This window comes from Syntrophobacter fumaroxidans MPOB, from assembly GCF_000014965.1.
Taxonomy (GTDB): Bacteria; Desulfobacterota; Syntrophobacteria; order Syntrophobacterales; family Syntrophobacteraceae; genus Syntrophobacter; species Syntrophobacter fumaroxidans.
Genome location: NC_008554.1, coordinates 15,723 through 41,889 on the forward strand (window position 1 = coordinate 15,723; position 26,167 = coordinate 41,889).

Genomic DNA, 26,167 nt, shown 5'->3' on the forward strand with positions numbered 1-26,167 from the left:
ACTATGATAAGGTAAAAAATGCTATCCAGGGTTCTTTTGGTCGCCTGTATGGACAGTTATTCACAGAGAAAAGGTCTCCGCGCGAATGGATGAATTCGAACGCATCAGGCAGTCTTCACAGTACTTGACCATACTGTTGCGCACACGGCCCGACTTTGCCGACTGGCTGCGGCTCCGCAAACACCTCTACCGGCGCTACCCTTTGACCGGCCTGTACAGCGATCTGCGGCAGACGACCCGCGATGCGCACTCCTTCGTCGAGCTTGCCGAGCGGTTTCGAGAGTTCAAGCAACGTCACTTCCTGCGTATCGGGGGCAGGGACCTGCTGGGACTCTCCGACCTTGCCGAGACCACGTCGCAGTTGAGCGACCTGGCCGGTGTGTCTTTGCAGGTGGGGCTCGAAGTCCTGTCCGATCATCCGGAGTGGTGGGCCGGAGCGGGGGAGGTCGAGCGATGGCCCGAGGTCAGGGAGGCGTATGAAACCGTGGTCATGGGGCTGGGCAAGCTCGGCGGGCAGGAGCTCAACTACGTTTCGGACGTGGATCTGATTTTTCTGAGCCACCCGAGGAATGGAGATCCCATTCCGTCGCACGCCGCTTCGATGCTCCTCGACAGGCTCTGCCATTGGCTCTCCCGCCTCATGGGAGACCGCGTGAAAGGCGATCGCGTTTTCGTCGTCGACGTGCGGTTGAGGCCTCAGGGCAAGGATGGCCTCCTGATTCCGTCGCTGGATGCCGCTGCCGAGCATTATCTCCTTCACGGGCGCCCCTGGGAGCGGCAGATGCTGCTCAAGGCGCGACCCGTGGCCGGTGGAAGATCATCGGGAATGTCGTTTCTCCAGCAGATCAGGCCCTTCGTTTTCAGGCGCTTCCTGGACTTCCAGGCCCTGGACGAGCTGCGGTCCATGCGCGACCGCATTCTCGCCGAGGCGCTGCAACTGGGGAAAGGCGCCCGGCAATACAACGTGAAACTGGGAATCGGGGGGATACGGGAAATCGAGTTCCTGGTGCAGTCCCTGCAGCTCATCTACGGCGGCCGCTATCCCGAGCTGGACGAACCCAATACCCTGCGGTGCCTCCAGGTCCTGAACGAGCTGAGCCTGCTGCCCGCGCAAACCGTGGAGGAGCTTCGGGAGGCCTACGTCTTTCTGCGGCGGGTGGAGCACTGGGTGCAACTGGATCAGAATCGTCAGACGCAGAAACTGCCGCAGTCGGAGGAAGCCATGGCCAGACTCGCTTCGGCGCTCGGTCTGGGCGGCAGCGAGAAGGCTTTCAACGACAAGCTTCGAACGTGCGCCGAAATCGTTCACGGTCATTTCATGGGGCTTTTCCATGCTCCCGCGGGGGACACCGCGCCCGCGGGACGGAACGCCGACGAACGCGACGCCCGGCACGAGGCCGAAGACGATGGCTCCGGCCCCGTCAACGGGGACTCCATGCATCGTCTCCTGGGAATGCTCCAGGATTTTCCGCCGGGCGTGCGCCAGACCGTTCTCGACGTCGTCAAGCGCTATCCCCTGGTTCGGAGCAGGGAGCTTTCCGAGAAAGTCCTGCTTCGGACGGAGCGCTATTTCAGCCAGGTCTCCAGGCGGCCCGGTCTGAAACAGATTTTCAACGCTTCTGGGCCGTGGCTGCAGGGATTGTGTGAAGGGATCGCCCGAACCGAAATGCTGGCCGATCTGCTGGCCCATCATCCCGGGCTTGCGGAAGGCATCGCGCTCGGGGAGGAGCGCTGTCCCGATTCGAAATCCTGGGCCGAGGCCGCTTCGCGGCTCCTCGAAACCGTCACCGGGTACGAGGAGGGGCTGGAATGGATTCGTCGCTTGAAAAATGAGCGCACCGTGACCCTGGCTTTGGCGGACCTGCGCGGAGATTTCGGCCCGGCGGCCCTGGAGCGGCAGTTGAGCGATCTTGCCGACTTCGTCGCTCGGTACACTTACGAGCACATCAAGGCGAGCCTGGGCCTGGCTCCCGACCTGCCGCTCGCCGTGCTGGGACTCGGCCGGCTGGGCAGCCGGGAGATGAGCTACCTCTCCGACATGGACCTGGTTTTCGTCTACCAGCCGAGACCCGGGGAGCTTGAAGACCAGGTGCCCGGCGACGTCGTGCGACTGATCCAACGATTCATGCGGATGCTGAGCACGCCCCTTCAGGACGGTCCCGGGTATGCGGTGGACGCCCGGTTGCGTCCCACCGGATCGTACGGTCCGCTCATCGTCACGCAGAACTCGTGGCTCGAATACTATTCGGAACAGGCCGACCTGTGGGAGCTCCAGGCGCTTCTGCGCCTGCGCCAGATCGCCGGAGACCGCCAGCTCGGCCTCTGGCTCGAAGACAAGGCACTGGAAATCTGCTATCGTGAAAACAGGCCCGAGGATGTATGGCGGAGACTGTGTCACCTCCGGGGGCGCATGCAGCGCGAGCGCAGCGACGAGAAGGCCGATCGCCTCGACCTGAAGCTCGGAGCGGGCGGGCTCGTGGACCTCGAATTTCTCATCCAGGGCAACCTCCTGGTCAAAGGCTACGACAACCCGCTCATCCGCGTACGGTCGGTGCGCGCGGCGATTCAGGATTTCCTCGAGGAAATCACGGAGTCCGCGGGCCACAGCCGGGAGATTCGCGCCGCATTCGAGGCCATCCGGGCGCTGGACCACCGGTTGCGGCTGCACCTCAACCAGAGCGGGGCGAAAATCACCCCGGAGCAGTTCGAGGGGCTCAAGGGGCTCGGGCTCTGGCCTCCCGCCCACGTGGGCACCACCATCGAGACCTGGGAGGATATCCTCAAATACAGGCGGATCATCAGGGCGGCCCTGCAGGAATTCTGCCCCGATCTGTAACAGGAGGGCGCGAACGGCCGTCGGAATAGCCCTTATACCGAGGTCCGTTCAAGATGACACAACACCTGACCGTCGGGAGGTGACGCGGGCGGGATAAACCCCGCCCCTTGCTACGGACCGATGTGCCCGTCAGACATACAAGGGGAGGGCTTTATGCCCTCCCGCCCAATGCACTCATCTTCAACGCAAAATTGTATTATGAGGGTTTCTTCTTCCCGTTGCCGGCCTCGGCCAGGATGCGGATCGTTTCGTCGATCTCTTCGGGGGTCACCTCGCGGCGCATCTTCTCGAGGTTCAGCATCACGTTCGAGAACCGGATGCCTTCGGCCGCGCTGATCCATTCGAGCTGGAGCCGGTCGGGCCGGATTCCCAGCTTCTCCATCTTCCTTCTCACCTTCGCCACCCGTTTTTCGGTCCAGTGGTTGGCGCTGATGTAGTGGCAGTCCCCGATGTGACAGCCGCTCACGAGGATCACCGGGGCGCCGAGGGCAAACCCGTGCCAGATGAAGGACTCGTCCACGCGGCCCGAACACATGGTGCGGATCAGCCGGACGTTGGGCGGATACTGCAGCCGCGAGACTCCCGCGTAGTCCGCGCCGGCATAGGAACACCAGTTGCACGCGAAGGCGAGGATCTTGTCCCGGGGGCGATCCGCGAGCAGCGTGTCGATCTGGCCCAGGATCTGAACGTCCGTGAAGTGGTGCATGGTAATGGCGCCGAAAGGGCATTCGGCGGCACACGTGCCGCACCCGGCGCACGCCGCTGTGTTCACTACTGCGGGGGTCTTTTTCTTCGTGTCCACGGTGACGGCGTTGTAAGGGCAGACCTCGGCGCAACGGCCGCACGCCTTGCAATGCTCCGGGATCACCTCGGAAGTGATCGGTTCGGTAAGGATTTCTCCCTTGTGCATGAGGCGGATCGCTCTGGCCGCCGCGGCGGACGCCTGGGTCACGCTTTCCTTGATATCCTTGGGGCCTTCGGCGCAGCCCGCGTAGAAAAACCCGCGCGTGGCCGCGTCCACCGGCTGGAGCTTGGGATGGGCTTCGAGAAAAAAACCGTCCGAGGTGAGCTGCAGGCCGAGCATCTCCTGGAGCTTCCGGACCGTCTTGGAGGGCTTCATGCCGATGGCCAGCACCAGCATGTCGAGGTCGTGGAATTCCACCGTGCCCGTGGCGGTATTCTCCACCGCCACGCGAAGGCTCCCATCCTCTTTTTCCTCCACCGTTCCCGGCAGCCCTCGAACATAATGGACGCCGAGGCGCCGGCTGCGCGTGTAGAGGTCCTCGAACCCCTTTCCGAAGGCGCGGATGTCGATGTAGAAAACCTTCACGTCGACATCCGGGTAATGTTCCTTCAAGACCAGGGTGCTCTTCACGGTGTTCATGCAGCAGACATTGGAGCAGTAGGAGCTTCCCTTGCGCGCCGAACGGGAGCCGACGCACTGCACGAACCCGATGGAACGCGGGTGTTTGCGGTCGGTGGGGCGGACCAGCTCTCCGCGCGTCGGTCCCCCCGCGTTGACGAGCCGCTCGAACTCGAGACTCGTCAGCACGTTTTCAAACCGGGTGTACCCGTATTCGTCCAATTCCGTGGGATCGTAGGGTTCCATGCCCGTCGCCACGACCACGGACCCCACATTCTCCAGGATTTCCTCGTCGGACATGTGGAAGTTGATGCACTTTTTGTCGCATGCCTCGACGCACTTGGCGCACACGGCGGGGTTGTGCCCGAGACATTCGTTCACGTTGATCACGTAGGCCGAAGGGACGGCCTGCGGAAAAGGCGAATAGACGGCCTTGCGCGAGGACAGCCCCAGGTTGAACTCGTCCGGGCGCACCACCGGGCAGACCTTCGCGCATTCGCCGCAGGCGGTGCATTCCTTTTCGGAAACGTACCTGGCCTTCTTGAGGATCTTGACTTCGAAATTTCCGACGTAACCCTTGACGTCCACCACTTCGCTCAGTGTGTGAAGCTTAATGCGGGGATGCCGCCCGGCATCCGTCATTTTCGGACCGAGAATTCAAATGGAGCAGTCCATGGTCGGGAACGTCTTGTCCAGCTTGGCCATGGTGCCGCCGATGGACGGCTTTCGTTCCACCAGCACGACGTCGTAGCCGTTGTCCGCCAGGTCCAGGGCGGCCTGAATGCCCGCGATGCCGCCGCCGATCACCAGGGTCTTCTTGTTGAGGGGCAGCCTGACGGGTTCGAGAGGGCGCAGGCCGCGAACCCGGGCCACCGCCATTTTCGTGAGATCGACGGCCTTCTCGGTGGCGGCGACCGGATCGTTCATGTGAACCCAGCTGCAGTGCTCCCTCAAGTTGGCCATTTCCATGAGATAGGGGTTGATGCCCGCCGCGTTCACCATCTGCCGGAAAGTCGGCTCGTGCAGGCGGGGGGAACAGGAAGCCACCACGACGCGATCCAGCCGGTGTTCGGAGATGTCCTCCTTGATACCCTGCTGGCCGGGTTCGGAACAGGCATAGGGGATGTCCCTGGCGACCACCACGTCCTCGAGGACGGAAGCCGCTTGCGCCACAGCCCCGCAGTCCACGGTTCGGCCGATATTGAGCCCGCAGTGGCAGACGTAAACTCCAATGCGGGGCTGAGCTGTCAGACCGTTCGTTTTTCCCATGTTCGAATCTCTTCCGAATGAGCGTTTGTCGTTTTGTTGTTTTGGGCGGGTTCCCAACCCGAAACGATCGGGGTTTCGCCGCACCCGATCGGGCAATGGTCATTCCCGCCCGTCAAGGGGTGCCGGGGTTTGTCCCGAAAGTCGCGGCAAGGTCGGATTCCGCCTCGTCCTGGTCGACGGAATCGATCCGCCGACCCACAAGGCACCGGCCGCGCGTCAACCGGGCCGGCGCACGCGATGCGCAACCCGCCGGATGCAAGCTCCCGGACACCGCCTACTCCCAACGGATGGTCCTGGCGATCACGCTGGTCAGGTCCATCAAGTCCATCCCGATCTCCTTCCCGAGCAGGGGGTCTTCCATTGCGCAGCGCAGGTGGATCTGGCACTTGGGGCAGGCCGTCACCAGCAGATCGCTCCCGGTGGCCCGGGCCTGCCTCAGCCGCTTCACCTGCAGCGCCTTGGTGTAGCCGTCGCATCCGGTCCACGCACAGTTGCCGCAGCACAGGGCGGAAACGCCCCGGTCCTGCATCTCGCGAAAACCTTTGACCCGCAGCCGGTCGATGAGCTTGCGCGGCAGGTCCGCACGACCCTCCATGCGCGATAAACGGCACGGGTCCTGGAAGGTGAGGCTGCGGTCGAGCGCCTCGAAGCCGACGGCCCCCTTGTCGATCTCCTTTTCCGCCAGGTCGAAGATGTGCGTCACGCGGAAGTTCACCGGGACGCCGTTTTCAGGGTAATCGCGCGCGAACGACCGGTAGCATTCGGGGCACGCCGTCACGACCTCCTCGATGCCCATCTTCTCGATGGCCTCCACGTTCAACCGCGCCAGGCGCAGGAAATTCTCCCGGTCCCCGGACCAGAGCAGGTCGTGCCCGCAGCACCGCTCACCGGGGAGAAGCGCGGGGGTCACGTCGAAAAAATTGAGCAGGCGCAGGCTGTCGGCCAATATGTCCGACGTGTGGACGTCGAGATGGCGTCGGAAGAACTCGTCGAAATACGGAGCGCAACCGCCAAAAAAAAGGGTCTTGCTCTGCTGGTCCGTGCGGATCCCTTCCGGGAGGCATTTCCAGTGTTGGGTGCGCAGGTCCGGCGAGGTCATCGCCCGCATCAGGGACTGGAAGAACCCTTCGTGGGCTTCATGCCCGCTCTTCCCGGACGCCTTCTGGACGCAGCGCATTTCACGGATAAACGCCGGGAAATCGACGGCGGAAGGGCACCGGTCATAACAGATGCCGCAGGTCAGGCAGGACCAGACATCGTTTACCACGGCCGGCGTATTGCCCGAGCCCGCGATGATGGAGTTGGCGATGGCGCGGGGGGAATAGGGCCTTCCCGAGAGGGCCATCGGACACGCGGAGGAGCATTTCCCGCAGTCCTGGCACGCATAGACGTCGTGAGCCTTCAAGACTTCGGCGGTGTTGCGTCTTCCGTCGTGCGCGGGTTGCTTCAGCGGCACGGGGGTGACGGGGCTTTTTCCCATGCCCCGTACCTGGTCGGTGAAGTCGTTGAGAAAATCGAGCAGGGGCGAGGCTTCCTCGGGGAGAAAGGTGGCCAGGCGCAAACGGTCCTTTCCGAGGCCGAGAAGATCGAGGATTCCCCGGGCTCCCTCCACGTTGCGTTCCGCGGTGTAGGTGCCCGCGCCGTAGCGGCAGGTTCCCGGGGTGCACCCGATGAGCGCCACGCCGTCGGCGCCCCGTTCGAAGGCTTTGAACAGCAAGGTCTTGCTGATTCGCCCCGTGCACGGGATCCGGATCATCCTCACCTGGTGCGGGATGTCGCGGTCTTGGTCCTGAAGCGTCTGAAGAGCCGCGTGAGGACCCCAGTTGCACACAAACAGTACGATCTTTAGTTCGTCCATTCCCCTGCTCGTTTCATCGAAGTCGCGCGTGAACGTCACGACAGTATCTCCTCGATCATCTGCTCCAGGAAGAGCTGATCGCGATACGGGCTGTCGGCCGCATCGGAGGGGCAGACGGAGATGCAGTTGCCGCACCCCTTGCAGAGGGCTTCATCGACCACGGCATGGGAGCCGCCCAGCCCGTTCTTCCGGAAGCTGATCGCCTGGTAGGGGCATGCCTGCAGACAGCGCCCGCACCCGCGGCAGCGGCTTTCGTCGACGGAAACCGTGTACCCCTTGTTCTGCCGCGGACTGCGAGGCATCACCGATGCCGCGAGGATGGCGGACGCGGTGCCCTTGATCCTCTCGGAAAGCTTGATCCCGGGAGGATTCGCCAGGAACAGCCCGGGAATCGAAGTGGCACCGGGGAAAAAATAGGGGGTTCCGGTCATTCCCCGTTTCTGCATGCGCGATTCCACCGGGTGCGGCGGCAGCTCGGTCATGGGCACGTACGGGACCCTCCTGCGGGATTCCTCTCCCAGGATCACGGCGCCCACGTGGAACACCTGCAACGATCCATCCGTTTCGACGATGACCTGGAAATTGCCGACGGTGCCTCGAAGGCTCGTCACGGCGGATCCCCTGAAATTGTGGATATTCGGGTGATCGAGCTGCTCGGCGAGCGGTTCCCCGACGGTCCCGAACAGGAACACTTCCATGCCGGTTCGGGCCAGGGTCAGCGCGCTCTTGAGAGCCGCCTCCGAGTCCCCGATCACGGCGGTCGTGAAATTGTACGGGCGGGCGGGAGACGGCATGCTTTTCAGTTTCCTCGCCCGGCCGATGGACCGGTCCAAAAGCCCCTTGAAGCGTTTCATGGCAAGTTGGGGATCGGTTCTCAGGAGTCGCAGGACCTCGCCCCGGAGGTTGCAGGTTTCGGCCATGGCCCGCGTGACGCCCGTGCCGTGGAAAAGCGAGTTCTTGAGACGGGCGCGCTGGTCCGTGCAGGCGCTGCAGATGAAGTCGAGCGGGCAGCAGACGCAGGATGCCAGGACGATCCGGGTCAATCCCTTCTCGCGGATGGTCCTCAGGATGGCCGCCGAACCTTCCGGGGAACAGGCCGACGCGATAACCTCGAGAACCTCCACGTTGGGCCGCGCACCGAGCTCTTCGGCATAGTGGTTCAGCTCCGCCGGCCACCCGTAGGCGTCGTTGCACCGGCAGACGAACACGCCGATGCGCAGATCGGCGGAAAGCTGCGGATCGGGCGGCGAGATGGACAGCCCGTGCCCTCTCAACCGCTGCACCCCTCCGCCGACCATGACCATGGCTTCGGCCGCCGCGGCAAAACCGCGCATCATCATGGCATGGGCGTCTTCGCGGGCGGACTTGGTGCTGTACGCACGGAGCACGTCTTCGCCCTTCACCGCGGGCGCCGCCTCCGGGTCCGCGATGATGACGACTCCCGCGTGTTCCACGCCTTCGGAAACGCGGTCGTCGTGCATGATGGTGTTGGGGGAGATGCAGTATTCGGCGCACTGGAGACATTCCGAGCATATCCCGCACTGAAGGCAGCGGGCCGCTTCCGAACAGGCCTGGGTTTCGTCCAGGCCGAGCGCCACCTCGACGAATCCGTCCTTCCTCGCCATGGGCTGCCGCTCGGGCATCTTGACCCGCGCGATGGACGGAAGATCCGGCGCAATAGGCGGGAAGTCCCTGTCTTCCGGCCGGTTCGGGAGATGGTGCGGCCGGGCTTCGCCGCTCAGCCGACAGTGAACGGCCAGGGCCGCTTCACGGCCCGAGGCCATGGCCCTGACTACGGAGGAGGCCCCCGTGACGGCGTCCCCTGCCGCGTAGACGTCGGCCAGGCTCGTCATCCGGTCGTTATCGGTCCGGATAGTTCCGCTCCGGGTGAGCTCGATGCAGCCTTCGAATCCCTCGCGGTCGGCAACCTGGCCTATGGCCACGACGGCCCGGTCGAATGCGGCTTCGAACGATTTGCCGCCCGGGACCGGAACCGGCCAGGGGATTCCGTTGGCGTCCGGTTCTCCGGGCTTCGTCTCAACGCACCGAAGACCGCTCAGTTTGCCGCCGCCGCCGAGGAATTCGACCACCTTGGCGCGGTCCACGATGGCGATGCCTTCCTCGCGCGCTGCGATGACCTCGTCGGGGTCCGCAGGAATGAGGTCTTCGGGGAACCAGGACAGGATGGTGACCTTCGCTCCGAGCCTCACGCATGCCCTGGCTACATCGAACGCCGCGTTGCCGTCCCCGATGACGGCGACGCTTTCGTGCAGGGCGGCGATTTCCCCCCGGTAGAGGCGCCCCAGGAATTCGAGGCAGCCCTCGACGCGCTCCAGTGCTTCGCCGGGAACCCCCAGCTTCCGGTCGGTCCAGGCGCCCGTGGTCAGAATGACGGCGGCGTGGCTTTCAAGAAGCCCGGGAATGTCCGTCCGCATGTCGATGGCCGATGACGTCCGGATGGAAACGCCCATCCGCTCGATGGCGCCGATTTCGCGGTCCAGGATATCGCGCGGCAGGCGATGGGGTCCCATGCCGAAGCGCAGGAGGCCTCCGGGCAGGGATTCTTTTTCGAACACGGTGACCGGATATCCCCATCTTGCCAGATCCGCCGCCGCCGCCAGCCCCGCGGGGCCGGAGCCCACTATGGCGACGGACTCGGACCGCCCGGCGCTTTGCGGGACGAGGGGCCTTTGCGGTTCCGTTCCGGCGTGGTCGGCCGCGAAGCGCTTGAGGTCACGGATGGCCAGGGGAGCGTCCAACTCGTTTCGACGGCAGGCCGCCTCACAGGGGTGAGTGCACACGCGGCCGCAAATGCCCGGCAGGACATTGTCCCGGCGGATGAGCTCCAGGGCCTCGGCGAATCTCCCGACCCGGATCAGGGCCACGTAGCCCTGGACATTCACGCCCAGAGGACAGTTGGCCTGGCACAGGGGCTTGCGCCGCTTGTCGATGAACGGCCGCCCGGGCAGACTCTGCCTGCCGTTGTACCGGATCGGTCTGGTCCCGTCCCCGGCCGCCGCCGGACAGACCTCGGCGCAGCGTCCGCAGAGCGTGCAGCGCTCCGGATCGACAAAGGTCGGATTCTTGCGGTATCGAGCGCAGAACCCCTGGGGAGTGTGCTTGATCGACTGCACTTCGCCGGGAAGGATGCACCGTATGCGAGGGTTCTTCAGTATGCGCAGCAAACCGGGGCGGTGTGCGTAGTTGAGCAGCAGCCCCGAGGAGAGCCGCCACTCCTCGCGGGCCAGCTTTTCATTGAGATCGGGGTCGCGATCGATGAGCGTCACGGGAATCCCCATTTCCCCCAGCTTGTTGGCGGCGGCGATTCCGGCGGGGGTCGCACCGATGACCAGAACCCGGTGAAGGCGGTCTTTGGCGGTTCGCATCACAGGGCTCCTTTCTTTCCTTCGGCCTTCTTCTGACGGCCCTTGAGGACCGCGGCGCCATAGTCGTAGCCCTTGTTGAACGCGGCAAGGTTGAGCTCTTCGGTGCCTTTGGGGACGGATTCCGTCACGGTCTGTCGGGCGGCCTCCGTACTGATCGCGCCGGCAACCGCGGTGAAAAACCCGAGCATCACGATGTTGGCCATCATTTTCCTGCCCATCTCTTCGGCCAGCCGGGTGGCGGGGATGGAAAAGAACGCGGCGCACCGGGCTTCCGGAGGGTTGACCAGGTCCTGGTCCACGATCAGGATGGAATTCTCCCCCAGGAGCCCCCCGTACTTTTCGAAACCGCCCTGGGACATGCAGATCAGGATGTCGGGCTTCCGCACGTAAGGGTAGTGAATGGCCTGATCGGAGATGATCACCTGAGCGCTGCACGCACCGCCCCGGGCTTCGGGGCCGTAGGATTGGGTCAGAGTGCTCTGCTTGCGGTCCCGCAGCCCGGCGGCCTTGCCGACGATCTGCCCGGCCAGAACGATTCCCTGACCGCCGAAACCGGTGATGATAATCTCCTTTCGGACGGCGACCGCCGCCTTCACGCTGTTGCCATGCTTTGTGGTCATATTCCGCAAATCCTCCTGCCTCCGGGCACGCTTACATGGAAGCGGACGAGGCCGGTCGGCACGTCTTGTCGTACGAATCGGAGTACGTGGGCCGCTCGGTGTCGATGAACTTGCCCAGGGTGATGCCCCGGTTGTAGTCCAGAATGACTTCGGCGGGATGCGCGCCGTTTTTCGTGATCGTGCGTTCCTGGTAGAACCGCAGGGAATCCAGGGGCTTTTCACGGTTGCGCCTCCCGTAGCCGGTGGGGCAGGGGGCGAGCACCTCGATGAAAGAGAACCCGTGACGCGTCAGGGCTTCTTCCATCGACTTCGTCAGATCCCGGGTGTGCAGCACCGTCCAGCGGGCGATGTAGGTCGCCCCCGCGGCAAAGGCCAACAGCGGCAGGTTGAACGGCGGTTCCGGATTCCCCGAGGGCGTCGTGGTCGTCTTGGCCATGCACGGGGTCGTCGCCGCAGCCTGGCCGCCGGTCATCCCGTAGTTCAGATTGTTGACGCAGATCACCGTCAGATCGATGTTGCGCCGCGCCGCATGGATGAAGTGATTACCCCCGATGGCAAAAAGGTCGCCGTCGCCGCTGAACACCACCACGTTCAATTCGGGATTGGCCAGCTTCATGCCCGTGGCGAAGGGGATGGCCCGCCCGTGGGTGGTGTGGTAGGAGTCGAGCCTGGTGTAGCCGGCACCCCGCCCGGAACACCCGATTCCCGATACCACGGCGGTCTTCTTGAGATCGATTCCGCTCGCCTGCATGGCGACCAGGCAGGCGGAAAAGGCGGTGCCGATGCCGCAGCCCGGGCACCAGATGTGCGGGATGCGATCCGTGCGCAGCAAACCGTCCAGCGGATGGTCTTTTCGTTTCCTGGTCCTGTCCATTGGACCTCCTGTTTCAAAACGGGGGTCAAGCCGCCGGGGAGGCGTCTTCCCCGGCCGCGTGGCTGACGTTTGGCCCCAAATGTCGTCCGGCTCGGGGCCGGAATCCGTTAGGCCTCGATGAGCCGGCCTTCCCGACGGCACGGCAACGACGGGGATGATTCCCAGGCCCTGCGGGAAAATTTCCCGGCATGGCGCATCCAAATGCTTTGCGGCGAACCTCCGGTTCATGGCCTTTCGTTTGAGAGGGCAACCCTCGCCTCCGCGAAAGCCGGAGACCGCAGCGTTTTCATAAATTCCCGTAGTTCGCGGGAGATGACGAAAGAAGGCTTCCCGCGCGCTTTCAACCGTTCGTCACGATCCGGACCCGCTCACTTTGCGCAGAGTCTCCAATACCTGCTCGGGGGGAATAACCGTCCCGCCGGCGTGCCCCACCAGGTACGCCGGAACCCTGCCCGCGGCGCAGCGCTGCACCTCGAGGTGAATCTGCCCGAGATTGATCTCGACGGTCACAAAACTGCGTACACGCTCCGACAGCTCCCGGATCAACTCCTCGGGAAAGGGCCAGACCGTAACGAGCCGGAGCAGCCCCGCCTTGATTCCCGCTTCGCGCGCTTCGTCCACGGCGGCCATGCTGCTTCTCGAGGAAACTCCGTACGAGATGACGGCAATGTCCGCATCCTCCAGGCGGTAGCGCTCGGTCATGCTGATATCCCGCATGTTGTTCCTGATCTTGGCGGTCAATCGGTCGATCATCTCCACGTGCGCCTCAGCCGTCATGACCGGGTAACCCCTTTCATCGTGGGTCAAACCGGTCACATGGACGCCGTAGCCTTCACCGGCGACGGCCATGGGCGCGACGCCGCCCGGGCCCGGCAGAAAGGGCTTGAAGCGGTCTTTTCTGCCCTTGGGCCGAGGCCTGGATCGAAGCTTGATGGCCTGAGCGTCGGGGACCGATACGCGTTCGCTCAGGTGCCCGACCACCTCGTCGGCCATGATGAGCACGGGGACGCGGTAGGTCTCGCTCAGGTTGAACGCCGTTATGGTCTGGTGGAAGATCTCCTGCGGAGAAGCCGGCGCAAGCGCGATGATCTCGTAGTGACCGTGCGAACCCCAGCGGGCCTGCATCATGTCCCCCTGCGCCCCGAGCGTGGGCAGGCCCGTGGAAGGACCCGCCCGTTGGACGTTCACCACCACGCAGGGGGTTTCGGTACAGATTCCCAATCCGAGGTTCTCCATCATCAGGCTGAAGCCGGGACCGGAAGTCGCGGTCATGCTCTTCACGCCGGCGTTGGATGCTCCCAGGACCGCAGCCATGGCCGCGATTTCATCCTCCATCTGGATGAACGTCCCGCCGACGTCCGGCAGCCTGGAGGCCATGTGTTCCGCGATCTCGGTGGCGGGAGTGATCGGGTAGCCGGCGAAAAACCGGCAGCCTGCCGCCAAAGCGCCTTCGGCGCAGGCAATGTCGCCCGTGAAAAAATGTTCACCCGTCAGTACCGCAGGTTTCATGTTCGAACCCTTCGTGCAGAAGTCAAAATCGGGGTCATGCCGTGAATCCGCGAGCCTCGCCGGCTAGAGTTCCGATGGTTTCGGTTCCGCGGGGGCCTCGACGGAATAAATGGCGAAATCGGGGCATATGGTTTCGCAATAATGGCAGTTAACGCAATCCTCCGGTTTCTTGACGCGGGGCGGATGATAGCCTTTCACATTGTAATGCCTGGCCATTTCCAGCACATCACGAGGGCAGAATTCGATGCAGAAGCCGCAGCCCTTGCACCGCTCCTCCAGGATGTACACGATTCCCTTCGAAACCTGGATCTGGTCGGTATCCAGCGGAATTCGCCAATATTTCATGATCGATCGTCCTCATTTTCGGGGCAAACCCGGATCGGCCGGCGGTCGCGCCCGATGGGCGTCGGGTCCGGTCGCCCGGAAAATGCAGGTTTTCACATTGAAAGCATCGTCTTGAACGCAACACCCTGTCAGGCGCGCTGGAAGGCTGTTCCCGCGCAAGTTCTGGTATTCTAAAAGATCGATTGAGCAAGTCAAGCGGATTCGATGCCGGCGTGGATCAAAAATGTGGCATACAGTGAAATATTTTCCGGGGGTGTCTGAAACTGATCCGGGTTTGACCTCCCGAGGGATGGGAGCCTCCTCGGGAATCTCCGAATCAATCGGAGAATATTTGAGCCGAAATGCATGCAAAAGCGAATCGATTGGGCGATCAGGTATTTGAAAAACGGGGGGGATGTCACTATTTGCGTGTTTCTTCTTGCTTCATCGCCTCGATTGGCGAATGGGCTCGGCAGGCCCCGCGCGTTCGTCCCGGGTTTCGCTCCGCAGGGCGGACTCCCTGGTCGGAGAGCGTGCAGCAGCCGTGGAGGCCGTGACCGTCCCCGGCCGAGCGATCGTCGCCGTGCCGTGGAATGCTTCACGAGGCCGTTGCGGGATGCGGCCGCCGACCGACTTGGCAATGGCCTCCAATGGCGGGCGGTGTTGGAATCGCTTCCGGCATTTCCCGGCCCGGAATCGGAGGCACACCGGGTCCAAGGCCCGGGGCCATCGGGAGGAATGTCCGGCGAGAAATGCCGGCGTCGTTTTCGGGGTGAGCGGGGGAGGGGGTATGCTCTAACAAGGCGCACGCACCCGCCCATCGGCCAGAGTCACGTAGGCCTTGCGGCTGAACCGATGGATGACGGGGGTGCCGGCCCCATGGCGAACGGCTCTCAGCACGGCTTCCTTGTCCACGGGAACGGTTCCCGCCAGCACCCGGACGGGCAGGTGGCGGAAGGCATCGGCGACCATGGGTGTGCTCGGTCCCAGCATGACGACCTTCACTTCGGGGGCAATGCGGCCGAGAATCTCTTCCGTGGTGTGATTCAAAATGGAAGTCGAGGTGAGCAGCAGGACTTCCGCCCATCCGTCCAATTTCCCGTAAAAGCTGTCCCGATCTCCAATGCCCTGAAAGTCGTCCAGGGCTTCCACCAACGCTCCACGATCCCTGAAAAGCTTCATGAGAGGCCGGAAGAAGCCCACCATCGCGACTCGGGTTCCCGAGCCGATGCCAAACGAATCCATCCAGAGACGATCCGTTGAGTCCTCCGGAAATCCGCTCGCATCGTGGTAGTTCATGGCGTTGACGCAGGCGAGTCCCATACTGCGTCGCAAGGCATCGGGGCTCCTGATTTCCTCCAGCAATTCGATGGCCCGTTCGCCCTCGTAATCCCGGTAATTCCTGTTCATCCTGCAACAATGCGTATCCTCCGCATAGGTGTAGGCAATCCCCATCCCGCCATCGTCGGTGATCACGGCCGTGTAGCTCAATCCCACGCAAAGACATGCGATTTTCGTCTTTTGCGCCTTCTCATGAAAGTGATCGTAGAGATTCCGTATCAGTTGCATCGAGTAAGCCCTCCGTCGTCATCGAAAACTCGGCAAACGCATGGAGCACCCCGGCGCCGGCGAAATGCCCGGAGTCCCGCGCGCAACGGCAACGCGCTCATTGCTCCCCATGGTCGAAGATGCGCCCGGTCGCGGGAGCCGGGCCGTTCCTGCGACACATGTCGGCCAGGATCCGGAAGCGATCGCCCGAGACCGCGCGGGTACCGGCTTCTTCCTGCGCCGTAGTTCTTTTGTTCCCGTTTCTGCCCTCCCGGACCGGGCGCCCTCCGAAGTCGCCATGGGCCGTCATGATGCATGCCGTCAAGAGGGTTCCGGAGTGTCCGCGCCAGTCGTCTCGGGTTCTGAGCCGTACAAAATGTCGTGTATATCGAACAAACTACTCTTTTATCATCGCGGAATCAAGCGGGGAAAGCGTGATCGCATCGGAAGACGGACGAGAGCCTTCCGCAGGAAGGCCGTACGGGGTGCGGACGTCCCCTGCGTGGTTTCTTCTTCACCCTGGGGGGGGGCGAGAAGCAGTGAGCCCGCGGCGGCGGGCTCATCGCTTCGTTCATCCAATGGAAACCGTTTCATGACGAGGGCGTTAAGGATCGCACATCAACCGCCCGGCGGGAGGTGAAGCGGGGATGGGCCCTCCCCTTGTACAGACCGATGAGCCGGTCAGACTTAGCGGGAAATGACGCGGGCGGGGATAACCCCGCCCTTTGCTACAGACCGATGTGGAACACTCCAGGTCCGCTTGAGGCCGAATGCGAATAAACCCCGCTCCTACAGCCCGATGTGCCGGTCAGACGTTGCCCGATGATCCGGTCAGACGTAGCAAGGGGAGGGCTTTATGCCCTCCCGCCCGGTGTTACGGACTTGAACGAACCCGGTACCAGGGGGTCGAGCGGGCGCGTTCGCACGGGAACGGTCCCGCGGCGGACCGCGGCCCCGTGCCCGGCAAGCCGTCATCAGGCTCCGCAGCCGGAGCAGCCGCCCTCCTCCTCGGAGGACTTTCTGCCGTTGTCGGAGTCCTTTCCGAAGGTCTTGACGATCTCCGCAATCTCTCTGAGGCGGTCATCGACCTTGCGGAACAGGGTGCCCTCGGGGTAGGTTCCGTCCGGCTGCAGTTTGCCGGCTTTCATTCCCGTGAGGAGCTCGATCCCTTCCTCGATGGTCGAAACCGGCCAGATATGGAACTTGCCTTCCTTGGCGGCATCGATCACTTCCTGGTCGAGCATCAGGTTGCGGACATTCTTGGACGGGATCATGACGCCCTGTTTTCCGGTCAATCCCTTGTGTTTGCAGATGTCGAAGAATCCCTTGACCTTGTGGTTCACCCCGCCGATGGGCTGAATCTCGCCTTTCTGGCTCACCGACCCGGTGACGGCGATTCCCTGCTTGATGGGGACGTCGGCAATGGCGCTCAGGAGCACGTACAGCTCGGTGCTCGACGCGCTGTCGCCGTCCACCATGCCGTAGCTCTGCTCGAAACACAGGGACGCGTTGAGCGAGATCGGCTTGTTGTGGGCGAAGCGGTCTTTGAGGATGCTGCTCAGGATGATGAGGCCCTTGGTGTGGGTCGGCCCGCTCATCTTGGATTCCCGATCGATGGAAATCATGCCCTCGCGGCCCACCGACACCGAACACGTGATGCGGTTCGGCCTTCCGAACACGTGATCCCCCGCCATGAGCACGGAAAGGCCGTTCACCTGGCCGACCTTGCCGCCCGTGGTTTCCACCCAGAAGATGTCCTTGAGCATCATCTCCTTCATGCGCTCCTCGATGAGGTTGGAGCGGTAGATCCGTTTCTTGATCGCCTGCTCCACATGCTCGCGCTTGACGAATTCGCAGTCCTCGATCCCGGCGAAGTAATTGGCTTCCTTGAGCAGATCGCCGATGGTGCCGAACTCCAAAGTGAGCTTGTCGCGGTCTTCCGTGAGCTCCACGCTGTATTCGAGCACGCGGGATACGCCGGTCCGGTCGAGATGGCGCAGTTTGTGGTCCTCGCAATAGCGGCTGATCATCCCGGCGCACTGGAGGAGCTTGTCCTCGCTGCGGTCCATCTGATCGTCCATATGGGCCTTGACCTTGAACAGCTTCTGGAAGCGGTCATCGTAGGTGTAGAGCAACTGGTAGATGTACGGGTCGCCGGTGAGGACGATCTTGACGTTGAGCGGGATGGGCTCCGGGCGAATGGTGCGGGTGCTGAAAATACCGTACAGTTCGCCCAGATCCTCGATCCGGACCTCACCGTCCCGGAGCGCCCGTTTGAGGGCCTCGTAGGTGACGAACCACTTCAACAGGTCCAGCGCCTTCATGACGAGATACCCGCCATTGGCCTTGTGAAGCGCTCCCGCCTTGATCATGGTATGGTCGGTGAACAGCGCTCCGAACCACGCCTGCCGTTCGATGGACCCGAAAATGTTCGGGTAAGCGGGGTTGGATTCGATGACCACGGGAGCGCCTTCCGTTTCCGAATTGTCGATGAGGACATTCACGTCGTACTTGCGCATGGCGGTTTCCCGCGTGGGCATCGGGAAAGGTGTGCCGGGCTGTCCCTGCTGCTGGGCCGCTTCGGGTTTCTTCTTGAAATCCTCGATGTTTTCGAGGATGTCTTCCTGGACCATCTTCAGGTATTCGAGTACCTGTTCGTCGTCCTTGTACGTTTCCTCGTAGGTATCCATGAGCTGGCCGACGACGAAGAGCGCGATCTCATTGTCCAATTTCGTGTGTTTATCCTTGAATTCGGCTTCGGCCTCGCGGATGTGCTTGATCGCCTCTTTCATCTTTTCGTGGAGCTCGTCGCTCTTTTCCCGCAGCACCAACCGCTCTTCCTCGCCCAGGTGCCGCAAATCCTCCTGGGTCATGGGTTCCCCTTCCTTATTGGCGGGGATGATCACCATTCCGACCTGGGAGAACTGCAGAATGAACCCCTGGTCCTTTGCCTGCTGCGAGAGCTCATCGATGATTTCCCGGCGCTGCTTCTCAAAGGCCTGGTGCACCTCGCTTTCCTTGGCCCGGTAATCGTCGCTGTCGAAAACTTCGGGGATTTTGGCCTGCAGCGTATCGATGAACTCATTCATGTCTTTCTTGAGCGCCTTGCCCCGACCGGGCGTCACCTTGAGACACTTGGGTTTGTCCTGCTCCTTGAAATTGAAGACATAACACCAGTCGGGGGGCGTCGGTTCCTTGCGCGCCCGTTCCTCGATGAACGATTTCGCCATGAACGTCAGACCGGCCTTGGCGGGCCCCGCGATGAAGATGTTGTAGCCGCTCGTCTTCATGCCCATACCGAACTGTATGGCGTCGATGGCCCTTTCCTGCCCCACCACCCGGTCTCCCGGAGCCTCCAGGGAAGCGGTCGTCTCAAAGGGAAGTGTTTCCGGTTCGATGTATGCTCTCAATTCTTTCACTGAAAGTTCCGGGAATTTTCTTGCCATAGTGTGTTTCCCTCCTGATTGTATGCATATGCCTGTCGTCGTCGGCCCGTTTTCGGCAATCGGAAACGCCGCGAACCGCCTCCAACGTCTCATTCCATATCATGCAAAAGCATCCGACAACGTCCCGCGACGCTGCCGGGCCGCAAGCCGGTCGCCGGCGCGGCGAATGTTGCGCTCCTTCAGCTGAGCACGTCCAGTTTCACTTTCTTCTTCGTGCTCGAAGCCGCCGTCTGAATCACTGTCCGAATAGCGTTGATCGTGTTGCCGTTCTTGCCGATGATCCGACCGAGGTCCTCGGTGGAGATCTTCAATTCCAGTATCACCGTGTCGTCTTCTTCCCGTTCCGTAAGAACCACTTCCCGCGGGTGATCCGCAAGCGATGTGACCAGATATTCAACGAGATCTTTAAATGCCACAGCCCCCTCCGTGGTGGGTCGATTGTTTTATCGATCGGTCAACTTGTCCATGACGGATCGAATCTTCTGCTCGGGAGTGCCCTTCCGATCTCTGCGATCGTCAATCCGGATCTGCGTCAGCACCCGAGTCACCTCTGGACCGAAACAGCTCTCATGCATTCGCTTCAGAACCGGCAGGATTTCATCGAGATCCCCCGACACGATCGTGCCCATTGCCGTCAGTTCATACTGAAGCGAGCTTTCCTTGAGCACTTTGAGGACCTTTGCCACGTGCGTGCTAAGGCTCGTGCCCGGCACCCCGATCGGAACGATGCTGACCTCAACCACCGCCATCTTCGATCACTCCCTCATCACGATATGGTCAACCAAAGCCGTTCGGCCCCTCGAAGAGGACCGCTACGACAAGACGGGCCACGCGGTTCCGCAGGCCGTCATCACCCTCATCAGACCGGACAGGCTCTCGGGAAGATGTTCTTCCAGGTGGGGTTCGAGAGTCAAGAGAGGAGTCAGGTTCCTGGCCTTCAGGAAATCGAACAGGAGCGCAAAATCGATGCTCCCGCGCCCCACCGGCAGGTGAGCATCCCGGCTCCCGTCGTTATCGTGCACGTGAATCTCCCTGAGAACGTGCCACAAGGCTTCCAGCCATACCGAGAGGGCAGTCCCGGAAAAGCTGTGCTGGTGTCCGACATCCAGGCAGAAGCCGAAAAACGGTGAATCGATCCTCCCGAACAGTTCCAGGTGCAGCTCCGGGTCCCTTTCCCAGACGTTTTCCAGCAGCAGCGGGATGTTCAGCCCTTCGGCGCGTTTCACCAACGGCTCCCAGATGGCCATGCTGTTGTCCAGCCAGGCGCGCCGGTGCCCGCGATGATGCCGTGGGTCGAACCCCGTGTGCAGGACCACCTGGACCGGGCGAAAAATGTCCAGCGTTTCAAACAGTTGCTGAAACCGCGAAACCGAAACCTTGCGAATCAAAGGATCGACGCTGCCCGTGCTCAGGTCCCAGAAAGGCCCGTGCAGGCTGATGCGGCAGTTCCTCCCGTGAAGCTTCCCGGCGACGGCACTCAGTTCTTTCCCCGACATCCGGTCCAGCTCCACCGCCTCGAAGCCCAGCTCCACGTTGAGCCGGTAATGCAGAATCATCTCCAGGTATTTCGGCAGGAGCTTGATCGGCATGTTGATGTGAACCTGCCTGAGGAGGGTCTGCATGGCGTCGCTGAAATATGGTTTCATTTTCCCCTGATTGACCAAAATTTACGTGTATATACTCACCATCTCCATGAGGCGTGTCAATACGACGGACTCTTTTTGTTTACTTCATTTGTCGCCCACGCTCCATCGAAAAAACCGGGGAAACGAGCCCCGAAGGCACCGATGCGCGAATTCCCGTCATGGAATGGCTGGGGTCCTGTATAGAAGGCCACATCCTCGTTGTCAATGCAAGTCCGATCGTGCGCTTCCATTTTGCGGGTTTTGCCGATTCCGGCCCGCGGTGATGGCGCATGGCGGAAAACGAGCGGTGCCGCCGGGTGCCTTCCTTGCGGGAATGGGCCGGCGAACGGCACCGCGAAGATACCGGTTGCACGGGATGCAACTTTGTTGCATCATGGGCTGCCCGGCGCGATGCGGCCGCGATTCGCTTCCGTCAGGGAGGGCGGCGCGGTGGCACAGCGGTGGACGGCGCTGCATGCGATTCGGCTTGGCGCCTTTCCTTCCGATGGGCGGAGAATTCATGCCCGTGGTCGGAGATTGCGCCTTTCGCGCTGACGGGCGGGGAATTTGCCTGCTGAGCAGGCCGAAGGGCGGAAGACGGCCGTTTCACGGGCGGGCAGGATATTCGGATTCTGGTGGAAGGAGAAGAACTTTGTTCCAACGCCGTTGCAAGGGGGCACTCGGCAAATTCCGGAGGGAGACCATGACACATCCTGCGAGAGTTGTCGCAAAACTTCTGCTTGGTTTGAGCCTGGTTTTTGCGGTCGCCGGGGCTCCGGCCGCCGTCGGCGCCGCGGAGGCGAAAGGTCGTCTGGAGGTCACCGTCAGCATTCTGCCTCAGAAGTATTTTGTGGAGAAGATCGGCGGGGACCTGGTTTCCGTCACCGTGATGGTGGAACCGGGAGCGGAACCGCACGTCTACGATCCCAAGCCGCAGAGGATGACGGGGCTTACCCGGTCGAAAATCTATTTTGCCGTCGGCGCGCCGTTCGAGGACGTCTGGCTCGATCGGTTCGCCGCGGCCAATCCTAAAATGCGCATCGTCCGGACCGATGCCGGAATCGCAAAGCTTTCCATGGAACACGACCATGCTACCCCGGAGAAGGAAGAGGCGCACACGCATCCGGAGTCCGCTGCGAGGGAGCATTCTCACGGCGGGGAGGACCCTCACGTGTGGACTTCCCCTCCGCTGGTGATGATCCAGGCGCGGCACATCCTCGCCGGGCTGGTCGAGGCGGATCCCGCTCACCGGGGGGCCTACGAGACGAACTACCGGAAGTTCGTGGAGGAACTGGTCGAGCTGGATCACTTTCTACTGAACCTGTTTCAAGACAGGCCGAAAGGGGAGTTCATCGTCTTTCATCCGGCCTGGGGCTATTTTGCCGAAGCCTACAACCTCCAGCAGGTGTCCATCGAAATCGAAGGCAAGGAACCGAAGGCGGCCGATCTGCAGCGGTTGATCGAACAAGCGCGGAAACGCAGGGTCGGAACGGTTTTCGTGCAGCCGCAGTTTTCCGACAGGAGCGCCAAGGTCATTGCCGAGGCCATCGGCTCGCGGGTGGAATTTGCCGATCCGATGTCGGCCGACTGGGACAGGAACCTGCGGGAATTCGCGGGGAAAATCCACGCATCACTGCACTGATGCCGCATCCCGCGATGCACCGACTACGCGAATGCCCCGCGGTCCGGTGAAGCGCGCCGACTCCGGGGCTCGGGTTGCATGGGAGCCGTTATGTGCCGCCAATGCGATTATTCCGATCTTCTGAAACGCTCGGGAGTGAGCCTGACGGTTCACCGGTTGAGGGTGCTGGAGGTCATCGGGGACAGCCCGTGTCCGCTGAGTCACCGGGAGATTCACCGGACGCTGAAACGATCCCGCGTCGTGGACCGGGTGACGGTCTACCGCATACTCGATCTTCTCGTGGACAAGGGGGTCGTCCAGCGGATCAGCTCGGGCGACAGGGGTTTCCGGTACGGCCTGGCCCCCAGCTCGAACCATCCCTCCCATCATCATTTTTTCTGCAGCGTTTGCGGGAACATGCAATGTCTCGATCCCGGTGCGCTTCCCATCGATTTGCAGGCACTGCAACGGTCCTGCGCGTCCTTGATCCGCAACGTCGAGGTGCGCCTGGACGGGATATGCGGGAACTGCCTGGAGAATCGCGGCGCCAAGGATAACTGAGGGGGAGGCCGGAGCACGGGAAGGTGACGCACTCCGGCCGTTTCCCCGACCCACCGGTTTTCAGTTTGACTTTGTCTTCCTTTTTGGGTTTAAAAGGATGAGATGCCCCTATGCTGCCGGCCAGTCGACGGAACGACTCGTTTCGTGCAGGGAGGCACGCGTCACTTCGATTTCGGATAAAAAGAACGGTCGCTCCCCGAGCCGCCGGGTCTAAGGCTTTTGCGGCGGCCGGCAGGGTGTGCCTGGAAACGGGCATGCCTCCCGTTGCGGAAAGGGGAGCAGGTCAAACCGGGTTTCCAGTGCCGGAGCCTGCCCTTTTCGCGGGTTCCGGTTTTTTTGCCTCGTTGGCCCCGCAGGGGCCGGAGCGGCGGGGTGGATGGTCCGGGCGGGGAGGTTTGGGTGCCGCGCGGAGTCCCGCGGGTTTCCGCCGGGGATGAAACGGCGTGCCGATTGCGGCGGCGGTTCACGCGGATCGCCGAGTGTCCTGAGACAGCCTGCGGAATGCGATACGGAAGGTCACCATTCACCATAAAGGAGAGGAGCCATGTTGAGAAAATCGGTTTTGGCTGGTGCGGTGCTCGTTGCCCTGGTTTGTTTCGGCTTCATCGGTGTGCGGGACGGGGATTGCGCGGAACCCCAAATAAAGGATCTTATATTGGCGACCACCACGTCCACCGTGGATACCGGACTCCTTGACGCATTGATCCCGAAGTTCGAAAAAGAAACCGGATACCGTGTCAAGACCATCTCCGCCGGCACGGGGCAGGCTTTGGCAATGGGTGAGAAGGGCGAAGCGGACGTGCTCCTGGTTCACGCTCCCGAGGCGGAGAAGAAGCTGGTTGACGGCGGGATGGTGATCAACTATCAGCTGGTCATGCACAACGACTTCGTGATCGTCGGCCCGGCGGGAGACCCGGCGGGGATCAAAGGCAAGCCGAGTGCGGATGCGCTCAAGGCCGTCGCGGCGAAGGAAGCCGTGTTCATTTCCCGGGGGGACGATTCCGGCACGCACAAAAAGGAAAAATCTCTGTGGAAGAAGGTGGAAATTCAGCCCGCAGGGAAATGGTACCGGGAATCCGGGCAGGGCATGGGGGCGACCCTGCTGATGGCTTCCGAACAGCAGGGATACACGCTTACGGACCGCGGAACCTACCTCGCCCAGAAGAAGAACGTCAAGCTCGACATCCTGTCCGAAGGGGACAAGGCCCTGCTCAACATCTATCACGTCATGCAGGTGAATCCGGAGAAATTCGCCAAGGTCAACGGCCCCGGCGCCAAGGCTTTCGTCGAATTCATGGTGCGGCCCGACGTCCAGAAGTTCATCGGTGAATTCGGCAAGGACAAGTTCGGTCAGCCGCTCTTTTTCCCCGACGCTGGAAAGCAGATGTAGGGAAGGCCCGGAGCGTATGACGGGAGGTCAGCTTTGAACGTCATTTCCGAAGGCATCGTCGAAGCGGCAAGGCTGCTCGTCACTTTGGACCCCGATGTAGTGGCCATCACCCTGAGGACGCTCCAGGTCTCCACGACCGCAACCTTCATCAGTGTCCTGATCGGCCTTCCGTTCGGCACTTTCCTGGCCCTGACCCGATTTTTCGGCCGCGGATTCGTGGTGAGCCTGGTCAACTTCGGGATGGGACTTCCCCCCGTGGTCGTGGGGCTCGTCACGTGGCTGTTCCTGACCCGATACGGGCCGTTGGGCACGCTGGGTCTCCTCTATTCCCCCACGGCCATGGTCATCGCGCAGGCGGTCATCGCTTCGCCCATCGTGGCGGGGTTCGCCATGGCGGCTATCCAGTCGGTCAACCCCAAGCTCCGCCTGCAAATCCTGTCCCTGGGAGCGACCCGCATCCAGTTCCTGTTCCTGCTGCTCTGGGAGGCGCGCCTGGGCATCCTGGCCGCTGTAATAGCCGGTTTCGGCGGCGTCATCAGCGAGGTGGGCGCGTCCATGATGGTGGGCGGCAACGTGCGCGGCTATACGCGCGTGCTCACTACCGCCACGGTCCTTGAGGTTTCCAAGGGGAGTTTCGCGCTCGCCACGGGGCTGAGCATCATCCTGCTGGCGCTTTCCTTCGGCATCATGGCCTCATTGAGCTACCTGCAGCAAAGGGGCCGGTGATGGCCGAACACTTGATCGCGGCAAAGGATTTGCGACTCCGGCTGGACGGGCGGGACATCTTCCATATCCCGGAGTTTTCCCTTCAGCGGGGGGAAGTCCTGGCGCTCGTCGGTCCCAACGGTTCCGGCAAGTCCAGCCTTCTTCTCACCCTCGCCCTGCTTCAGGAGCCGACGGAGGGGACGGTACGCTTTGACGGCCGTCCGGCGGGCAGGGACAATGCCCTGGCGTTGCGCCGCCGCATGGCGCTGGTGTTCCAGGAGGCTTTGCTGCTGGATGCCACGGTGCGCCGCAACCTCATGATCGCACTCCGCCTGCGGGGAGTCACGGGGAGGGAGGCCGAACAGCGGGCCAATCGCTGGCTGGATCGTTTCGGAATCGCCCATCTCGCTTCCCGAAAGGCGCGTCGGCTTTCAGGCGGCGAAGCTCAGCGAACGAGCCTGGCCCGCGCATTTGCCCTGGAGCCGGAAGTCCTTTTCCTGGACGAACCCTTCGCTTCGCTCGATTATCCCACGCGCCGCTCCCTGCTCGGCGAGCTCGGGAAGCTCCTCAAGGACATGAACATGACCACCCTGTTCGTCACCCACGACTACACGGAAATTCCCTATCTCGCCGATCGAGTGATGGTCCTCTATGAAGGGCGGATCATCAAGACGGGATCGGTGCGGCAGGTCTTCGGGGATCAGATCGTCGAGCGCAAGGTCTGGGCGCCCTGGGAGGACGCCGAGTAGCGAAGGGGGTTTTCCCGCCCGAAGCCTGCCGGGCGGAAGACGTGTAACGCTCCGGATGCACCGGGCGGGGCATTGCCGCGGACCGGTCGGCATCGTCCGGGGTCCGGTGCCGTTCCTCAAAAAGGAGATTGGGCCCGAAGGCCCAATCACAGAGAAAGGAACAGAGCATAAAGCTGATTGCGAATGAAGAATCTCACAAGATTTTTATTATGTCAAGTCTGATATAACGAAACTTGAAAAATTTCCCCATACTCGATGCGAATCCGCCCGGGACAAAGATATCCCGGCCTGATGCCGTCCCCGTCGGCATCAACGACGGCCGTTGACCGCCTCACGGGTCCGAAGCGCGCGCGTCTCCTTTCCCGCCGATGGGAAATCCGCAAAACCAACCTGAAAGCGATGCGCGATCGCCAGCCAATCCCGCCGGCAATCACGTTTTGCAGCCGACCATGTGCATTTCGCAATAAATAGTTCACTTCGTTA

The 26,167-nt window shown here is 62.1% G+C and carries 18 protein-coding genes and 1 riboswitch; of the genes, 6 read left to right on the forward strand and 12 right to left on the reverse strand.

Going from position 1 to position 26,167, the window contains the following annotated elements; genetic code table 11:
* Positions 1-85 precede the first annotated feature (85 nt).
* Positions 86-2,836 carry a [protein-PII] uridylyltransferase family protein gene (locus SFUM_RS00065; RefSeq protein ID WP_011696888.1) on the forward strand — a complete coding sequence of 917 codons (2,751 nt, stop codon included), beginning with the start codon at positions 86-88 and terminating at the stop codon, positions 2,834-2,836.
* Positions 2,837-3,032: 196 nt separating this feature from the next.
* On the opposite strand, the gene hdrA2 is transcribed toward SFUM_RS00065, so the two are convergent.
* The 12 genes from hdrA2 to SFUM_RS00140 form a co-directional block, all read right to left on the reverse strand.
* Positions 3,033-5,468, reverse strand: coding sequence for a CoB-CoM heterodisulfide reductase HdrA2 (gene hdrA2, locus SFUM_RS00070; RefSeq protein WP_083764175.1), 2,436 nt, complete (start codon positions 5,466-5,468; stop codon positions 3,033-3,035).
* Between the two features lie 274 nt (positions 5,469-5,742).
* Positions 5,743-7,365, reverse strand: a complete 1,623-nt coding sequence (locus SFUM_RS00080) for a hydrogenase iron-sulfur subunit (RefSeq protein WP_011696889.1) — start codon at positions 7,363-7,365, stop codon at positions 5,743-5,745.
* Positions 7,362-10,712 carry an FAD-dependent oxidoreductase gene (locus SFUM_RS00085; protein WP_011696890.1) on the reverse strand — a complete coding sequence of 1,117 codons (3,351 nt, stop codon included), beginning with the start codon at positions 10,710-10,712 and terminating at the stop codon, positions 7,362-7,364. Before SFUM_RS00085 ends, SFUM_RS00080 begins: the two co-directional genes overlap by 4 nt.
* On the reverse strand, positions 10,712-11,332 hold the full coding sequence (locus tag SFUM_RS00090; protein WP_011696891.1) for a 2-oxoacid:acceptor oxidoreductase family protein: 621 nt from the start codon (positions 11,330-11,332) through the stop codon (positions 10,712-10,714). The genes SFUM_RS00085 and SFUM_RS00090 overlap by 1 nt, the downstream gene beginning before the upstream one ends.
* A gap of 31 nt (positions 11,333-11,363) precedes the next feature.
* Positions 11,364-12,206, reverse strand: a complete 843-nt coding sequence (locus SFUM_RS00095; RefSeq protein ID WP_011696892.1) for a 2-oxoacid:ferredoxin oxidoreductase subunit beta — start codon at positions 12,204-12,206, stop codon at positions 11,364-11,366.
* 351 nt (positions 12,207-12,557) lie between these two features.
* On the reverse strand, positions 12,558-13,715 hold the full coding sequence (locus SFUM_RS00100; RefSeq protein ID WP_011696893.1) for a 2-oxoacid:acceptor oxidoreductase subunit alpha: 1,158 nt from the start codon (positions 13,713-13,715) through the stop codon (positions 12,558-12,560).
* A 63-nt stretch (positions 13,716-13,778) separates the two neighbouring features.
* Complete coding sequence (locus SFUM_RS00105; protein WP_011696894.1) at positions 13,779-14,060, reverse strand: 4Fe-4S dicluster domain-containing protein; 282 nt, start codon at positions 14,058-14,060, stop codon at positions 13,779-13,781.
* Between the two features lie 774 nt (positions 14,061-14,834).
* Entirely contained in the window at positions 14,835-15,608 is a 774-nt protein-coding gene (locus tag SFUM_RS00115; protein ID WP_011696895.1) for a DUF364 domain-containing protein, read from the reverse strand.
* Between the two features lie 953 nt (positions 15,609-16,561).
* Entirely contained in the window at positions 16,562-19,033 is a 2,472-nt protein-coding gene (locus SFUM_RS00125; protein WP_011696896.1) for a Lon protease family protein, read from the reverse strand.
* A 179-nt stretch (positions 19,034-19,212) separates the two neighbouring features.
* Positions 19,213-19,449 carry a KH domain-containing protein gene (locus tag SFUM_RS00130; RefSeq protein WP_011696897.1) on the reverse strand — a complete coding sequence of 79 codons (237 nt, stop codon included), beginning with the start codon at positions 19,447-19,449 and terminating at the stop codon, positions 19,213-19,215.
* Positions 19,450-19,476: 27 nt separating this feature from the next.
* Positions 19,477-19,782: an MTH1187 family thiamine-binding protein gene (locus tag SFUM_RS00135; protein WP_011696898.1), complete on the reverse strand. Its 306-nt coding sequence runs from the start codon at positions 19,780-19,782 to the stop codon at positions 19,477-19,479.
* Between the two features lie 63 nt (positions 19,783-19,845).
* Positions 19,846-20,679: a sugar phosphate isomerase/epimerase family protein gene (locus SFUM_RS00140; RefSeq protein WP_011696899.1), complete on the reverse strand. Its 834-nt coding sequence runs from the start codon at positions 20,677-20,679 to the stop codon at positions 19,846-19,848.
* A gap of 682 nt (positions 20,680-21,361) precedes the next feature.
* On the opposite strand from SFUM_RS00140, the gene SFUM_RS00145 reads away from it, so the two are divergent.
* The 5 genes from SFUM_RS00145 to SFUM_RS00165 all read left to right on the forward strand — a co-directional run bounded on the left by SFUM_RS00145 (position 21,362) and on the right by SFUM_RS00165 (position 25,684).
* A complete protein-coding gene (locus tag SFUM_RS00145) occupies positions 21,362-22,300 on the forward strand; it encodes a metal ABC transporter solute-binding protein, Zn/Mn family (RefSeq protein WP_011696900.1) in 939 nt (312 codons plus the stop codon).
* A 90-nt stretch (positions 22,301-22,390) separates the two neighbouring features.
* Positions 22,391-22,840 (forward strand): Fur family transcriptional regulator, encoded by a 450-nt coding sequence (locus SFUM_RS00150; RefSeq protein WP_011696901.1) that lies wholly within the window; start codon positions 22,391-22,393, stop codon positions 22,838-22,840.
* Positions 22,841-23,022: 182 nt separating this feature from the next.
* A riboswitch (molybdenum cofactor riboswitch) is annotated at positions 23,023-23,133 on the forward strand.
* Positions 23,134-23,384: 251 nt separating this feature from the next.
* Positions 23,385-24,230, forward strand: coding sequence for an ABC transporter substrate-binding protein (locus SFUM_RS00155; RefSeq protein ID WP_011696903.1), 846 nt, complete (start codon positions 23,385-23,387; stop codon positions 24,228-24,230).
* A 33-nt stretch (positions 24,231-24,263) separates the two neighbouring features.
* Positions 24,264-24,956 (forward strand): ABC transporter permease, encoded by a 693-nt coding sequence (locus SFUM_RS00160; RefSeq protein ID WP_011696904.1) that lies wholly within the window; start codon positions 24,264-24,266, stop codon positions 24,954-24,956.
* Positions 24,956-25,684 carry an energy-coupling factor ABC transporter ATP-binding protein gene (locus SFUM_RS00165; RefSeq protein ID WP_011696905.1) on the forward strand — a complete coding sequence of 243 codons (729 nt, stop codon included), beginning with the start codon at positions 24,956-24,958 and terminating at the stop codon, positions 25,682-25,684. Before SFUM_RS00160 ends, SFUM_RS00165 begins: the two co-directional genes overlap by 1 nt.
* Positions 25,685-26,167 lie beyond the last annotated feature (483 nt).